The sequence below is a fragment of the Azospirillum sp. B2RO_4 genome (assembly GCF_051124815.1).
Lineage (GTDB): Bacteria > Pseudomonadota > Alphaproteobacteria > Azospirillales > Azospirillaceae > Azospirillum.
The window spans coordinates 146630-162126 of sequence record NZ_CP118487.1 but is presented as its reverse complement, the minus strand read 5'-3'; the positions used below and the strand labels follow the sequence as shown (position 1 = coordinate 162126).

The following is a 15497-nucleotide window of genomic DNA, read 5'->3' as shown; positions in this document are numbered from 1 at the left end:
CGGAGATCAGGCCGGCATCAGCACCAGGGCGCCGCTGGTGCCGCGCCCTTCCAGCGCGCGGTGGGCCTCGGCGGCGGCGTCCAGCGGCAGGCAGGTCACCGGGCCGGCGCTCAGGCCCTTGGCGACGCGGGACAGAACCTCCTCGGCGGCCACGCGGTAGGCGGCGAGGTCGGACATGTAGCCGAACACGCTGGGCCGGGCGAGGCAGAGCGAGCGGCGCGGTCCCAGTTCGGACAGCTCGATCGCCGAAACCGGGCCGCCGGCCTGACCGACGCTGGCCACGGTGCCGAACAGCCGCACCGCGTCGAAGGTCCGACGCAGCGTGTCGCCGCCGATGCCGTCCACCGCGACGTCGGCGCCGCGCCCGCCGGTCAGGTCGCGCACCGCGGCGACGAAGTCCTCTTGCCTATAAAGAATGGCGTGGTCGAGCCCGTGGGCGCGGGCGGTCTCCGCCTTGGCGGCGCTGCCGACGGTGCCGATGACGGTGGCGCCCAGGCTCTTCGCCCATTGGGTCAGCAGCAGCCCCAGCCCGCCGGCGGCGGCATGCACCAGGATCGTGCTGCCGGGTCCGACCGGACAGACCTTGTTGAGCAGCATGTGGACGGTGATCCCGCGCAGCATCAGCGAGGCGGCGGTCACCGGCTCCACCCCGTCGGGCAGGCGCACGACGCGGTCGGCGGCCAGCAGGCGCGCCTCGGCATAGCCGCCGGCCGGCAGCCCGGCCCAGGCGACGCGGTCGCCGACGGCGAGCCCCTGCACCCCCGGCCCGACCGCCTCCACCACGCCTGCGCCCTCGACGCCGAGCGTGGCGGGATATGCGGGCAGCGGATACAGGCCGGTGCGGTGGTAGATGTCGACGAAATTGACCCCGGCGGCCTCATGGCGCAGGCGGATTTCCCCGGCGCCGGGGGCCGGCAGGTCGTGAAGGGCGTGCGTCAGCACCTCGGCGCCGCCCGGCGCGGTCATCTGAATGGAGCGGATCATAGCGGCTGTCTCCGTCGGTCGTTGCGATGGAGTGGAGGTTAATCTGTGGTGCAGCACGCAGGAATTCGGCATAACTGCGCATTGTCTGGGTGTTTTTGCGCAGATAGGGCATAAGCAATGAACTGGGACGACCTGCGCGTCTTCCTGGCGCTGGCGGACAGCGGCAGCCTGTCGGCGACGGCGCGGCGGCTGGGGGTGGACCATTCCACCGTCGCCCGCCGGGTGGCGGCGCTGGAGGCCGATCTGGGCGTGCGCCTGTTCGACCGGCTGCCGCGCGGCTACGCCCCGACGGCGGAGGGGGAGGAGTTCGCGGCGCTGGCCCGCCGGGTGGAGGACGGCGTGCTGGCGGTGGAGCGCCATGCCCGCGGCCAGCCGGGCGAGCCGGCCGGCACGGTGCGCCTGTCGGCCCCGCCGGCCTTCGCCAGCCATTTCCTCGCCCCGCGATTGGCCGGGCTGCGGCGGATTCTGCCGAAGCTGGTGGTGGAACTGGTGGGCGATGCCCGCGCGGTCAGCCTGACCCGGCGGGAGGCCGACCTCGCCCTGCGCCTGCAGCGGCCGGAGGACGAGGGGCTGGTGGCTCGCCGCGTCGGCGCGATGGGCTACGGGCTCTACGCCACGCCGGGCTATCTCGACGGCCGCGACGAGGCAGGCTGGGAGTTCATCGGCTATGACGAGAGCCTGGACCATGTGCCGCAACAGCGCTGGCTGCGGCAGGTCGCCGGCCGCCGGCCCTTCGTCTTCCGCGCCAACGACCTGATGAGCCTGCGCGGCGCCGCCTCGGCCGGCGTCGGCATCGCGGCGATTCCGCATTTCATCGGCCGGTCCGATCCCTCGCTGGTCGCGGTGATGCCGGACCCCGCTCCCCCGCCGCCGCAGCCGCGCGAGCTGTGGCTGCTGGTGCATGGCGACCTCAGGCGGTCGGCACGGGTGCGGGCGGTGATGGACGCCCTGGTGTCGATCATCGCCGACGGCCGGCCGCTGCTGGAGGATTGAGGGTACCGCCGGCGGCGTCGGCGAAAATTTCGCGCGAACCGCGGGCATGGCAAAAAATCTTGGAACAGAATCGCAAGTCGTCCCGTTGATTCGGAAGCATCTGAGAGTTCTGCTCTTGCAACCTGCTGATCCGAATAGGGAGGCATAGCATGCCCATTCTTCTCTGGCTTCTGGGTGTTCCGGGAATCATCGTGATCCTTCTTTGGATGACGGGCATTATCGGCTTCTAAGTCGCCCACCCTGGCCTCCATCCGCCCAGGTTTGACGATCCCGACACACCAAGGCCTCCGCCGGCACCGCCGCGGAGGCCTTTGGTTTTTGGGCTCCGCTCATCGTTGGGACGCGGTGTAACCGACTGTTATTTCGATTGTCATGGAACTGTCGTTGACAGCATGGGTCGCGGCTGGCATTTCCATGTTTGTCGAAACATCGAATTCAGGAACGGCGGCATGGAGAAGAAGGACGTCCTGGCCGGGCTGGCGGCGCTGGCGCAGGAGACGCGGCTGGACATCTTCCGCCTGCTGGTGGAGGCGGGGCCGGAGGGCCGCTCCGCCGGGGCGATCGCGGAGGCGCTGGCGGTCGCGCCGGCCACCCTGTCCTTCCACCTGTCCAACCTGACCCATGCCGGGCTGATCGTGCAGCGGCGCGAGAGCCGGTCGCTGATCTACTCGGCCGATTTCGACCGGATGACCGGCATCGTCGGCTTCCTGTCGGAAAACTGCTGCGGCCGGTCGTCCGACGCGGGCGTCTGCATCCCGGTCTGCGCACCCAGGCCGGAGGCGGCCAACACGGAAAAGACCACGGCTCCGCGCTGCGGCTGCTGACAATCCGAATAACGGAGCGAAGAATGGCTGAGCAACGCGTCTACAACGTGCTGTTCCTGTGCACGCACAACAGCGCCCGCAGCGTCATGGCGGAATGCCTGCTGAACCGGGAGGGCAAGGGCCGCTTCCGCGGCTTCAGCGCCGGCAGCCAGCCGTCCGGACGCATCAACCCCCATGTCCGCGACCTGCTGGAACGGCTGGGTTTCCCGACGGCGGAGTTGCGGTCGAAGACCTGGGACGAGTTCGCCGCCCCCGGCGCCCCCCACATGGACTTCGTCGTCACCGTCTGCGACAACGCCGCCGGAGAGGTCTGCCCGGTGTGGCCGGGCCAGCCGATCAGCGCCCATTGGGGCTTCCCCGACCCGTCCAGCGCCACCGGCACCGATGCGGAGAAGGCCGCCTTCACCGCCACGGTGTTCGGGCAGATCCAGCGCCGCATCCAGGCCTTCGCCGCCCTGCCCATCGCGTCGCTCGACCGCATGGCGCTGAAGCGCAAAATGGACGACATGGCACGGGCGGAGGGCGGCACCGATGACCGCTGACGTCCACTCCACCGCCCCGGCGGCGCGTCCCGCCATGGGCCTGTTCGAGCGCTATCTCAGCCTGTGGGTGGCGCTGTGCATCGTCGCCGGTATCGCGCTCGGCCATCTGGTGCCCGGACTGTTCCACGCCATCGCGGCGGCGGAGGTCGCCCAGGTCAATCTGCCGGTGGCGGTGCTGATCTGGCTGATGATCGTGCCGATGCTGCTGAAGATCGACCTCGGCGCGCTGGGACAGGTGCGGGAACATTGGCGCGGCATCGGCGTGACGCTGTTCATCAACTGGGCTGTCAAGCCCTTCTCGATGGCGCTGCTCGGCACGGCATTCATCGGCCATCTGTTCGCCCCGCTGCTGCCGCAGGAGCAGATTTCCTCCTACATCGCCGGGCTGATCCTGCTGGCGGCGGCGCCCTGCACCGCGATGGTGTTCGTCTGGTCGAACCTATGCGAGGGCGAGCCGCACTACACGCTGAGTCAGGTGGCGCTGAACGACCTGATCATGGTGTTCGCCTTCGCGCCCATCGTCGGGCTGCTGCTGGGCGTCGCGTCTATCACGGTGCCGTGGGGGACGCTGCTGCTGTCGGTGCTGCTCTACATCGTCATCCCGGTGGTGGCGGCCCAGCTCTGGCGGCGCAGCCTGCTGGCCGGCGGCGGCGAGCCGGCGCTGGCGCGCGTGCTCGGCCGGATCCAGCCGGTGTCGCTGCTGGCGCTGCTGACCACGCTGGTGCTGCTGTTCGGTTTCCAGGGCGAGCAAATCCTGGCGCAGCCGCTGGTCATCGTCCTGCTGGCGGTGCCGATCCTGATCCAGGTCTATTTCAATGCCGGCCTCGCCTATTGGCTGTCGCGCCGGTTCGGGGTGGCGTGGTGCGTGGCGGCGCCGGCGGCGCTGATCGGCGCCTCCAACTTCTTCGAACTGGCGGTCGCCGCCGCGATCAGCCTGTTCGGGCTCGGCTCCGGCGCGGCGCTCGCCACCGTGGTCGGCGTGCTGGTCGAAGTGCCGGTGATGCTGTCGGTGGTGCGTATCGTCAAGGCAACCAAGCCGTGGTACGAAGGACGGGCGGGGGCGTGATTTTCATCAGTTCGGCGGGCTCTGCCGTGGATGACACGCCCGCTTTCAGCTTTAAATGGCATGTAGTTTAACTACATTGAGCGTCTTCAGTCGTTTGCCTGGAGTTTTGCTGAGCAGGGGCGTGCGCATAAGAACGGCGCCCCTGCATCCGCTCCAATCGACCTGATCCAGATCAATTCTGGCGGCAAATGGTAGGACCACTCTTGCGCGGCCGATAGGCGATGTGTAGGTTTACTACATACCGCATGGAACCGCGAGATCCGGGCGTTGCGGGCCGGAAGACCGGCCGCACGGCGACGCCCGACGGGAGAGGCCCGATCATGGCTACGACTGTCAAATCCCTTTCCGACCTGAACGCCCTGATCGCCCGGGTGAAGGCGGCGCAGGCGCGCTTCGCCGACTACCCGCAGGAGAAGGTCGACCTGATCTTCCGCAGCGCGGCGCTCGCCGCCGCCAACGCCCGCATCCCGCTCGCCAAGATGGCGGTGGCGGAGACCGGCATGGGCGTGATGGAGGACAAGGTCATCAAGAACCACTTCGCCGCCGAATACATCTACAACAAGTACAAGGACGAGAAGACCTGCGGCGTCCTCTCCGAGGATCACGACGGCGGCATCCTCACCATCGCCGAGCCGGTCGGCCTGATCTGCGGCATCGTCCCCACCACCAACCCGACCTCCACCGCCATCTTCAAGGCGCTGATCGCGCTGAAGACCCGCAACGGCCTGGTCCTCTCCCCCCATCCCCGCGCCCGCAAATCGACCTGCGAGGCCGCCCGCCTGGTGCTCGCCGCCGCGGTCGAGGCCGGCGCCCCCGACGACATCATCGGCTGGATCGACGAGCCCTCGCTGGAACTGTCCAACGCCGTCATGCACCATCCCGACATCAACCTGATCCTCGCTACCGGCGGGCCGGGCATGGTCAAGGCCGCCTATTCCTCCGGCAAGCCCGCCATCGGCGTCGGCGCCGGCAACACCCCGGCCGTCATCGACGAGTTCGCCGACATCAAGCGCGCCGTCGCCTCGATCCTGATGTCCAAGACCTTCGACAACGGCGTGGTCTGCGCGTCCGAACAGTCGGCGGTGGTGGTCGATGCCGTCTATGACGCCGTGCGCGACCGCTTCGCCCACCATGGCGGCTACATCCTGTCGGCCCGCGAGGCCGACGCCGTGCGCAAGGTCCTGCTGACCGACGGCCATCTGAATGCCGACATCGTCGGCCAGCCGGCCCACGCCATCGCCGCCATGGCCGGCCTGACCGTCCCCCACGCCACCAAGGTGCTGATCGCCGAGGTCACCGACATCGCCGACAGCGAACCCTTCGCCCACGAGAAGCTGTCGCCGACCCTGGCGCTCTACCGCGCCAAGGACTTCATGGAAGCCTGCGACAAGGCCGCCGCGCTGGTCGCGCTGGGCGGCATCGGCCACACCTCGGCGCTCTACACCGACCAGGACCAGCAGGCCGACCGCATCCGCCATTTCGGCGATAGGATGAAGACCGCCCGCATCCTGATCAACACGCCGTCGTCGCATGGCGGCATCGGCGACCTCTACAACTTCCGCCTCGCCCCGTCGCTGACGCTGGGCTGCGGCTCCTGGGGCGGCAACTCGATCTCGGAGAATGTTGGGCCGCAGCACCTGATCAACAAGAAGACGGTGGCGAAGAGGGCGGAGAACATGCTGTGGCACAAGCTGCCCAAGTCGATCTATTTCCGCCGCGGCTGCCTGCCTTTCGCGCTTGAGGAACTGCGCGGCAAGAAGCGCTGCCTGATCGTCACCGACCGCTTCCTGTTCGAGAACGGCCATGTCAACGACAGCGTCCGCGTGCTGAAATCGCTGGGTCTGGAGGTCGAGACCTTCTTCGAGGTCAGCGCCGACCCGACGCTGGCGGTGGTGCGCAAGGGCGTGGCGCTGGCGAATGCCTTCCAGCCCGACGTGATCCTGGCGCTGGGCGGCGGCTCGCCGATGGACGCGGCCAAGATCATCTGGGTGATGTACGAGGCGCCCGAAGTGGCGTTCGAGGATCTGGCCCTGCGCTTCATGGACATCCGCAAGCGCATCTACACCTTCCCCAAGCTGGGGGTGAAGGCGCAACTGGTGGCGGTGCCGACCACGTCCGGCACCGGGTCGGAAGTGACGCCCTTCGCCGTGGTCACCGACGAGCGCACCGGCACCAAATATCCGATCGCCGATTACGAACTGACGCCGACGCTGGCGATCGTCGATGCCAACCTCGTCATGGACATGCCCAAGGGCCTGACCGCGGCGGGCGGGATCGACGCGGTGACCCACGCGCTGGAGGCTTACGTCTCGGTGGTGGCGAACGAGTACAGCGACGGTCAGGCGTTGCAGGCGCTGAAGCTGCTGAAGGAGAACCTGCCCTCGGCCTACCGCAACGGGGCTCAGGACCCGAAGGCGCGGGAGCTGGTGCACAATGCGGCGACGCTGGCCGGCATCGCCTTCGCCAACGCCTTCCTCGGCGTCTGCCATTCGATGGCGCACAAGCTGGGGGCCGAGTTCCACCTGCCGCACGGCATCGCCAACGCGCTGCTGATCGCCAACGTGATCCGCTACAACGCGGCGGACATCCCGACCAAGCAGACGGCGTTCAGCCAGTATGACCGCCCCAAGGGCGTGGCCCGCTATGCGCAGATCGCCCGACACCTGGAGTTGGGCGGCAGCCGCGACCATGAGCGGGTGGAAAAGCTGATCCAATGGGTCGAGGAGATGAAGCGGGCGCTGGAGATCCCGGCCTCGATCCAGGCGGCGGGGGTGCCGGAGGCGGCGTTCCTGGCGCGGGTCGATGCGATTGCCGAAGCGGCCTTCGACGACCAGTGCACCGGCGCCAATCCGCGCTATCCGCTGGTCGCCGAGATCAGGCAACTGCTGCTCGACAGCTACTATGGCCGCGCTTATGCCGAGGCATCGACACAGGAAGTGGGGCCGGTCGAGGCCAAGCCTGCCAAATCCTCGGCGCGGAAGGAGACCGCGACCGTCAAGTAACGCCATTCGTGTCAGGACGGCCTTTGCGTTTTCAGTGTTTCACCCGCCGCAGGATGAGGGCCAGCGGCACGGCCGAGGCGGAAATCAGCATCAGCGCGAAGAACACGTCGATGTAGGCCCAATAGGCGGTCTGCATCTGCACTTGCTGGCCGATATAGGCGATGGCCCGTTCCCGCGCCCCCGCCTGCCCGCCGGCGGTGGAGAAATAGGTCGTCGCCTGTTCGAGGGTGTGCTGGTAGGCCGGGTTGGAGGGCACGATGGTCTCGACCAGCCGGCTGTGGTGGAACTGCTCCCGCATCGCCAGCACATTCTGGGCGATGGATACGCCGATGGAGCCGCCGACATTGCGCGCGACGTTGATGAGGGCGGAGGCCTGATCGGTCTTGTCGCGCGGGATGCCGTCATAGGAGGCGGTGGTGATCGGAATGAAGATCAGCGGCAGGCCGATGCCGATATAGATGCGCGACCATGCGAAGAACCAGAAGGTCGAGTCCGGGTTCAGCCGCGTCAGATCCCACATCGCCAGCGCGACGATGGTGGCGCCGGTGGCGATCAGGTATTTCGGCTGGATGCGCCCGGACAGCCGGCCGACGACGATCATCATCACCATGGTCACCATGCCGCCCGGCGACAGCGCCAGACCGGCCCAGGTGGCGGTGAAGCCGTAATAGGCCTGCAGCAGCTCCGGCAGGAACTGGGTCGTCGCGATCAGGATGGCGCCGGTCGCCAGCATCACCAGGAAGCAGGACCCGAACTGCCGCGTCGCCACCATCCGCAGGTCGAGCATCGGGTTCTCCCGCGTCATCTCCCACGGGATCATCAGGCAGAAGGCGGCGATGCAGATGATGGCGAAAGTGATGATGAAGCCGGACGCGAACCAGTCGTCGGTCTGGCCGCGGTCGAGGATCACCTCCAGCGAGCCGAGGAAGGTCGCCACCAGCAGGAAGCCGACCACATCCATGCGGATGCCCTGCCGCTTCATCCGCCGTCGCTCCTCAATGGCGGATTTGGGCTCCTGCACCAGAAGGCTGACCAGCGTGAAGGCGAACAGTCCGACCGGTCCGTTGATCAGGAAGCACCAGTGCCAGGACAGATTGTCCGACAGCCAGCCGCCCAGCGTCGGCCCCACCACCGGCGCCACCACCACGGCGATGCCGAAGATGGCGAAGGCCTGCCCGCGCTTGGCCGGCGGGAAGCTGTCGGCCAGGATCGACTGCGAGATCGGCACCATGCCGCCGCCGGCGAAGCCCTGGAGCACCCGGAACAGCAGCAGCGATTCCAGATTCCAGGCGAAGCCGCAGGCGATCGAACTGGCGGTGAACAGCCCCAGGCAGGTCAGGTAGAAGCGCTTGCGGCCATAGCGCTTGGCGATGAAGCTGCTGGCCGTCAGCACGATGGCGTTCGCCACAAGGTAGGAGGTGACGACCCACGACGCCTCGTCGGCGCTGACCGCCAGCGTGCCGGAGATGTAGCGCAGGGCGACGTTGGCGATGGTGGTGTCCAGCACCTCCATGAAGGTGGCGATGGAGACCACCACGGCGATCAGCCAGGGATTGCGGCCGCCGGCGGCACTCTGCGACGCATCGAAGCCGCCCGCACCGGCGCCTTCCGCCGCGGCGCTCATCGCACCGTCACCCGCGGCACCACCGACATGCCGGGGCCGATGGACACGCCGTCCGGCCAGCGGTCGACGACGATCTTTACGGGGATGCGCTGCACCACCTTCACGTAATTGCCGGTCGCGTTCTGGGCCGGCAACAGCGAGAAGGCGGTGCCGGAGCCGGGCTGCACGCTGTCGACATGGCCGGTGACCTTTTGGTCGGGATAGGCATCGATGCGGATGTCCACCGGCTGGCCCGGCCGCATGTCGGTGATCTGGGTTTCCTTGAAATTGGCGGTGACCCAGATGTCGTCAGGCACAAAGATGGCGAGGCTCTGGCCGGCCTGGACGAACTGGCCGACCGCGCCGCTCAGCTGCACCACCCGGCCCGGCTGCGCCGCGGTGACGGTGGTGTAGGATAGGTTCAACTTCGCCTGATCCAACTGCGCCTTGGCGCGCGCCAGATCGGCCACGGCGCTGCTGCGCTGGGCCTGCAGCGCACCGACCTGCCGTTCGGCGGCGATCACCGCGGCGTTGGCGCTGGTCAGCTTCGCCTGCTGTTCCTGCAGGTTGGCGGTCGACTGCTGCGCCTGCTGCACCGTTCCGGCGCCGCGGGACTGCAGGTCGCGGTAGCGCGCCGCATCCTCCTTGGCGAAGCCGACCGCCGCCTCTGCCTGGGCAACCTCCGCCTGGGCCTGATCGATCTGGGCGCGCTGGGCGGCGATCTGCGCGTCGTAGCCGGTGATCGCCGCCTGGGCGGAGTCGATCTGGGCCTGCGCCTGCTCCAGCGCGGTCTGATAGTCGCGCGGGTCGATGCGGAACAGCAGATCGCCGGCCTTCACATGCTGGTTGTCGCCGACCGCCACCTCCGTCACATAGCCGGACACCTTGGGCGCGACCGGGAACTGACGGCTGTCGATGAAGGCATCGTCGGTCGATTCATAGGGATGGATGTTGCGCTGCCAATAGATGTAGCCGGTCACCGCCAGCAGGGCGAGCACCACCAGCCCGACGATGATCGCCAGCGGATGGCGCCGGATGAAGCCGGGCTTCCTGCCCTTGCCGCCGGCATCCTCGGCCGGCTGTCCGCGTTCGCTGCGGCCGGCATCCTGATCGGCAAGTGTGACGACGTCCCTGTGCTGCTGGTCGTCCGGCATGGTGTGACGCTCCTGACCGAAATGCCGGGCAATCGGTTAGGGCCCGGTCGTTGTCGAGGCGGGAGCAGCGTGGCTCCCCAGCGCGAAACACCGCATCCCCCCATTACGTTGCACCGCAGCGGCAGAAAGCTGCCCGAAGCGTCCGCAGAACAGCCATGCCCCCGGTGGGGCTTTGATCCGGCAAGCACGCAGCACAGCGAGGCCGGACACGGCGCAGGCCTACAATTGCATCGGGCTTTCAACGTCACCGTGGAAGTACAGAGAAGCCGCCATCTGCGCTCATCAGAGAGTTCTCATGGTTATTTGTAAATAACTCTCAGAGAATGCCGCCGGTCTCTTCGCCATCTCAGCGCTATTTTATAGCCTGACCGCCATGGTCGGTCATCGTCACCGCTCGCGCCGTCTGTCCAAAACGCATGCGACATTTTGGCATCGGAGCGAATCCGCGCCAGTTCCCGTTTTGCCGACCCGACTTGATATATTAGTATAATTCCTCGACGGCTTCGGGAGCGGCCGCTCCGGGCAGCAGGCCCATGGGAGAGCCGCCCACACCGCCATCGGACGGCGGCACCGCGAATCAAGAACCGAGGAATCGACCATGAAGTCCATCGTCAAGCTCCTGGCCTCCACCGCCGTGGCGATCGTCGCCACCTTTGCGGTCGCGAACGCCCAGCAGGTCACGCTGCGTTCGGCCGAAATCCACCCCGACGGTTATCCGACGGTCGAGGCGGTGAAATACATGGGCGAGCTGATCGCCAAGGAGACCAACGGCCGCATCGCCATCAAGATCTTCCCCTCGGGCCAGCTGGGCGACGAGAAGGACACCATCCAGCAGACGCAGTTCGGCGTCATCGACATGAACCGCATCAGCATGGCGCCGCTGAACAACGTGGTGCCGGAAACCCGGATCGCCGGTCTGCCCTTTCTGTTCCGCTCGGTCGATCACATGCACAAGGTGATGGACGGCCCGATCGGCGACGAGATCCTGAAGGCCTTCGAGGCGCACGGCATGGTCGGGCTGGCCTTCTACGACTCCGGTGCGCGCAGCTTCTACAACAGCAAGCGCCCGATCAAGACGCTGGCCGACCTGAAGGGTCTGAAGCTGCGCGTCCAGCAGTCCGACCTGTTCATCGATCTGGTCAAGGCGATGGGCGGCAACCCGACGCCGATGCCCTATGGCGAGGTCTACAGCGGCCTGCAGACCGGCGTGGTGGACGGCGCCGAGAACAACTGGCCGAGCTATCAAAGCAGCCACCATTACGAGGTCGCGAAATACATGTCGCTGACCGAGCACACCATCACGCCGGAAGCGCTGGTGATGTCTAAGCGCAGCTTCGACAAGCTGTCCAAGGAGGATCAGCAGGTCGTCCGCAAGGCGGCCAAGGCCTCGGTCATCAAGATGCGTGAGCTGTGGCAGGCCAAGGAGAAGGAATCGGAAGAGATCGTCCGCAAGGCCGGCGTCGAGGTCACGACCGTCGACAAGGCCGAATTCCAGAAGGCGGTCGAACCGGTCTATGCCAAGCATGTGGCCGATCCGAAGATGAAGGACCTCGTCGCCCGCATCCGCGCCGTCCAGTAACGCCTGACCCGCCGCGCCGGATCGGTTCCGGCGCGGCAATTTTCGTGCGGAGACCACCATGAAAACCGCGCTCCACGCCCTCTCCAGACTTCTGGACCTCCTGGCCGGCATCGCCCTTTGGGTCGGCGGCACCGGACTGGTGATGATGACCGCCGCCGTCGGCTGGCAGGTCTGGGGCCGCTTCATCCTGAACGACAGTCCGTCCTGGACCGAGCCGCTGTCGCTGCTGCTGATGCTCTGGTTCATCCTGCTGGTCGCCGCCGTGGGGGTTCGCGAACGCTTCCACCTCGGGCTCGACCTGATCCGCGACATCGTGCCGGAGATCGTCCGCGTCGGCATGGACATCGCCAGCTTCGCCGTCGTCGGCTGCTTCGGCGCCGCCATGGCCTGGTATGGATCGGAACTGGTGATCGGCACCTGGGGGGCGACCATCCCGGTGCTGGACCTGCCGGAAGGCTTCAACTACCTGCCGGTGACGCTGTCGGGCGGGCTGATCGTGCTCTTTTCCATCGAGCGCATTCTCCACCTGCTGGTGGAGCGCCGGTCCCAGGCCGGGGCGGAAGCGCTGGCACAGGCGCATGCCCAGCCCCATTCGCAGGCCGCCGAGCCGGTCTGCGCCCTGGAACAGCCGGCCGACTAAGGCCGCCGGGCGTCTGAACGCAATCGGGCGGGCGTCCGGCCCGCCGGTATAAGGATTTCGGCCATGGAACTCACAGTCCTCTTCGGCACCTTCGTGGTGCTGCTGTTCCTGGGCGTGCCGATCGCCTTCGTGCTCGGCATCTCGTCGCTGGCGACCATCGTCTATATGGGCATGCCGCCGCTGATCGTCTTCCAGCGCATGGCGTCGGGCATGAACGTGTTCGCCCTGATGGCGATCCCCTTCTTCATCTATGCCGGCGAGCTGATGGTGCGCGGCGCCATCGCCGAGAAGCTGGTGCGGCTGGCAGCCGCCATGGTCGGCCATTTCCGCGGCGGGCTGGGGCTGGTCAACGTCACCGCCTCCACCTTCTTCGGCGGCGTGTCGGGCTCGGCGGTGGCCGACGCCTCGGCGGTCGGCGGGCTGATGATCCCGCAGATGGAAAAGCGCGGCTATGATGTGGACTATGCGGTCAACATCACCGTGACCTCGGCGATCATCGCGCTGATGATCCCGCCCAGCCACAACATGATCATCTATTCGATCTCGGCCGGCGGTTCGATCTCCATCGCCGACCTGTTCACCGCCGGCATCCTGCCGGGCCTGCTTCTGGCCAGCATGCTGATGGTCGCGGCCTATTACGTGGCGCGCAAGCGCAACTACCCGGCGGAAGCCTTTCCGGGCTGGGGCGCCGTGCGCAACATCTTCATCAACGCGGTGCCGGGCCTGGCCCTGATCGGCATCATCGTCGGCGGCGTGCGGTCGGGCATCTTCACCGCGACCGAAAGTTCGATGATCGCGGTCGGCTATGCCCTGCTGGTCACGCTGGTGATCTACCGCAGCATGAGCTGGTCGGACTTCGTCGCCGCCACCATGGGGGCGGTGCGCACCACGGCGATGGTGCTGCTGGTCATCGGCGCCGCCGCCTCCTTCGGCTGGCTGCTGGCCCTGCTGCAGGTGCCGACCGCCATGGTCAACCTGATGCAGGGGATCAGCGACAACCCCTATGTCATCTTCCTGCTGATCAACGTCGTGCTGATGGTTCTGGGCTGCTTCATGGACATGTCGCCGCTGATCATCATCACCACGCCGATCTTCCTGCCGGTCATCACCGCCTTCGGCATAGACCCCGTGCATTTCGGCGTCGTGCTGGTGCTGAACCTCGGCATCGGTCTGTGCACGCCGCCGGTGGGGTCGGTGCTGTTCGTCGGCTGCGCGGTGGGCCGCATTCCGATCATGCAGGCGGTGCGGACGATCTGGCCGTTCTACCTGGCATGCATCATCGCATTGGTTCTTGTCACCTACATCCCCTCGATCTCGCTGTTCCTGCCGCGTATGTTCGCGCAGTGAAATTTCCCGACACCGCGTTCCACCCTTCGTTTCCCGACTGCCGGTTCCTGGATGCCGGTCCCGGACGCCAAATCCGGGCGAAATCCAGGCAAGGAGACAAGATCATGCCGAACAAGATCTCCGCAGCCCTGGCCGGGGCACTGGTCCTGCTGCCGGCGACCGCCGTCCTGGCCGATACCGGTCACGATCACTTCGCCTATTCGACGGACAGCGGCGCCCAGATCGCCGTCGGGCTGCTGCTGGCGGCGCTGTTCGCCACGCTGATCGCCGAGACCTTCCACAAGACGCTGGCGGCCGGCGCCGTGGTCGCGGTGATGCTGATGGTCTCGGCGGCGACGCCGCTGCACATCATGGAGTTCGACACGGCGGTGCGCGCGGTCGACTGGAACGTCATCTTCCTGCTGGGCAGCATGATGGCGATCGTGTCGGTGCTGATCGGCACGCGGGTCTTCGACTGGCTGAACGCCCGCATGGTGGCCTGGGCGCGCGGCCGGTCCAAGCTGCTGGCGAACACCGTCATCGTGGCGACGGCGGTGCTGTCGGCCTTCGCCGACAACGTCACCACCGTGCTGTTCATGGCTCCGGTGGTGTCGAAGGCGGCGCGCAGCCTGCGGGTGTCGGTGTGGGCGCTGGCGATGCCGATGGTGATGGCCGCCAACATCGGCGGCACGGCGACGCTGATCGGCGACCCGCCCAACGTCATCGTCGGCGTGGCGGCCGGCCTGCCCTTCATGGACTTCCTCTATTTCCTGGCCGTGCCGGTGATCTTCATGATCGTCGCGCTCTGCGCCTTCAGCGCCTTCTGGTACCGCAAGGATCTGGCCGGCGCCCATGCCGAATCCGACGGCGAGGCCGAAACAGTGGAACTGCAGGACCCGAAGGTGCTGTCCTGGACGCTCGGCGTGGTCGGTCTGACCTTCCTCGGCTTCTTCACCCACAGCATCACCCACCTGCCGGTCGGCGTCGTCGCCTTCGCGGGCGCGGTGCTGACCATGGCCGGGCGGCACATCATCCTGCGCGGCCCGCTGGGGCCAAAGAAGGCGGAGCATCTGTTTACCCACGGCTTCGAACATGGGATCGAGTGGCTGACCCTGGGCTTCTTCATCTTCCTGTTCATGGCGATCAGCTCGGCCGAGCATACCGGCCTGATCGCCGCCGCCGCCGCCAAGCTGCAGGATCTGGTGCAGGCGGTCTCCGTCGGCTTCGGCATGGGACTGCAGGCGAAGCTGCTGACCGCGGCGCTGCTGATCCTGGTGTTCAGCGCGGTGGTGTCGGCGGTGGTCGACAACATCCCCTACACCATCGCCGCCGCCGCCATCGTCCGGGTCCTGGTCGCCTCTTTCGCCACGGAATTCACGGCAGCGGGGCTGGGCGGCACGGACCTGCAGACGACCACCAACGTGCTGTGGTGGTCGCTGGCGCTGGGCGCCTGCCTGGGCGGCAACGGCACCCTGATCGGCGCCAGCGCCAACGTCACCACCATCGGGCTGCTGGAAAAGGACGGGCACCACATGCCCTTCGTCTCGTTCCTGCGCTTCGGCGTGCCGGTCACCGCCATGACGGTCGGTATCGCGGCGCTGTACCTCACCAGCTATGTCTATGGCGGAGCGGTACAAACCAACGTGGTGGGGGCGATGGCGCTGCTGGCGATGGGCGTCGCCGCCGTCCTGCGCGGCATGAGCCGGCGGATGCCCAAGGCGGCGGACGAGACGGCGGATGGGGCGCTGTCGCCGCCGGCGGGGGAATAGCGCGGCCCGCCCGCC

At 67.2% G+C, this 15497-nt stretch carries 12 protein-coding genes; 9 read left to right on the top strand and 3 right to left on the bottom strand.

Annotation, left to right across the window (positions count from 1 at the left end):
* Positions 1-6: 6 nt before the first annotated feature.
* Positions 7-984: a quinone oxidoreductase family protein gene (locus tag PWS46_RS18395; protein WP_434622856.1), complete on the bottom strand. Its 978-nt coding sequence runs from the start codon at positions 982-984 to the stop codon at positions 7-9.
* A gap of 117 nt (positions 985-1101) precedes the next feature.
* Between PWS46_RS18395 and PWS46_RS18390 the strand changes: the two genes are divergently transcribed.
* From PWS46_RS18390 to adhE, 5 genes are all read left to right on the top strand, one after another.
* Positions 1102-1977, top strand: coding sequence for a LysR family transcriptional regulator (locus PWS46_RS18390; protein ID WP_434622855.1), 876 nt, complete (start codon positions 1102-1104; stop codon positions 1975-1977).
* Between the two features lie 449 nt (positions 1978-2426).
* Positions 2427-2801 (top strand): ArsR/SmtB family transcription factor, encoded by a 375-nt coding sequence (locus PWS46_RS18385; protein ID WP_434622854.1) that lies wholly within the window; start codon positions 2427-2429, stop codon positions 2799-2801.
* A 23-nt stretch (positions 2802-2824) separates the two neighbouring features.
* Entirely contained in the window at positions 2825-3343 is a 519-nt protein-coding gene (locus tag PWS46_RS18380; protein ID WP_434622852.1) for an arsenate reductase ArsC, read from the top strand.
* A 34-nt stretch (positions 3344-3377) separates the two neighbouring features.
* The gene (arsB, locus tag PWS46_RS18375; protein WP_434623028.1) at positions 3378-4409 is read left to right on the top strand and encodes an ACR3 family arsenite efflux transporter; all 1032 of its coding nucleotides are present in this window, start codon (positions 3378-3380) and stop codon (positions 4407-4409) included.
* 320 nt (positions 4410-4729) lie between these two features.
* Positions 4730-7411 carry a bifunctional acetaldehyde-CoA/alcohol dehydrogenase gene (gene adhE / locus PWS46_RS18370; protein WP_434622850.1) on the top strand — a complete coding sequence of 894 codons (2682 nt, stop codon included), beginning with the start codon at positions 4730-4732 and terminating at the stop codon, positions 7409-7411.
* Positions 7412-7442: 31 nt separating this feature from the next.
* Here adhE and PWS46_RS18365 read toward each other — a convergent pair whose 3' ends face one another.
* Positions 7443-9035 carry a DHA2 family efflux MFS transporter permease subunit gene (locus PWS46_RS18365; RefSeq protein WP_434622848.1) on the bottom strand — a complete coding sequence of 531 codons (1593 nt, stop codon included), beginning with the start codon at positions 9033-9035 and terminating at the stop codon, positions 7443-7445.
* Positions 9032-10168, bottom strand: a complete 1137-nt coding sequence (locus PWS46_RS18360; RefSeq protein ID WP_434622846.1) for an HlyD family secretion protein — start codon at positions 10166-10168, stop codon at positions 9032-9034. The genes PWS46_RS18365 and PWS46_RS18360 overlap by 4 nt, the downstream gene beginning before the upstream one ends.
* A 598-nt stretch (positions 10169-10766) precedes the next feature.
* Between PWS46_RS18360 and PWS46_RS18355 the strand changes: the two genes are divergently transcribed.
* The 4 genes from PWS46_RS18355 to PWS46_RS18340 all read left to right on the top strand — a co-directional run bounded on the left by PWS46_RS18355 (position 10767) and on the right by PWS46_RS18340 (position 15482).
* Positions 10767-11747 carry a TRAP transporter substrate-binding protein gene (locus PWS46_RS18355; protein WP_295831212.1) on the top strand — a complete coding sequence of 327 codons (981 nt, stop codon included), beginning with the start codon at positions 10767-10769 and terminating at the stop codon, positions 11745-11747.
* A 58-nt stretch (positions 11748-11805) separates the two neighbouring features.
* On the top strand, positions 11806-12387 hold the full coding sequence (locus PWS46_RS18350; protein ID WP_434622843.1) for a TRAP transporter small permease: 582 nt from the start codon (positions 11806-11808) through the stop codon (positions 12385-12387).
* A 63-nt stretch (positions 12388-12450) separates the two neighbouring features.
* Positions 12451-13734 (top strand): TRAP transporter large permease, encoded by a 1284-nt coding sequence (locus tag PWS46_RS18345; RefSeq protein ID WP_434622841.1) that lies wholly within the window; start codon positions 12451-12453, stop codon positions 13732-13734.
* A gap of 104 nt (positions 13735-13838) precedes the next feature.
* The gene (locus PWS46_RS18340; protein ID WP_434622839.1) at positions 13839-15482 is read left to right on the top strand and encodes an SLC13 family permease; all 1644 of its coding nucleotides are present in this window, start codon (positions 13839-13841) and stop codon (positions 15480-15482) included.
* The last annotated feature ends 15 nt before the right edge of the window (positions 15483-15497 follow it).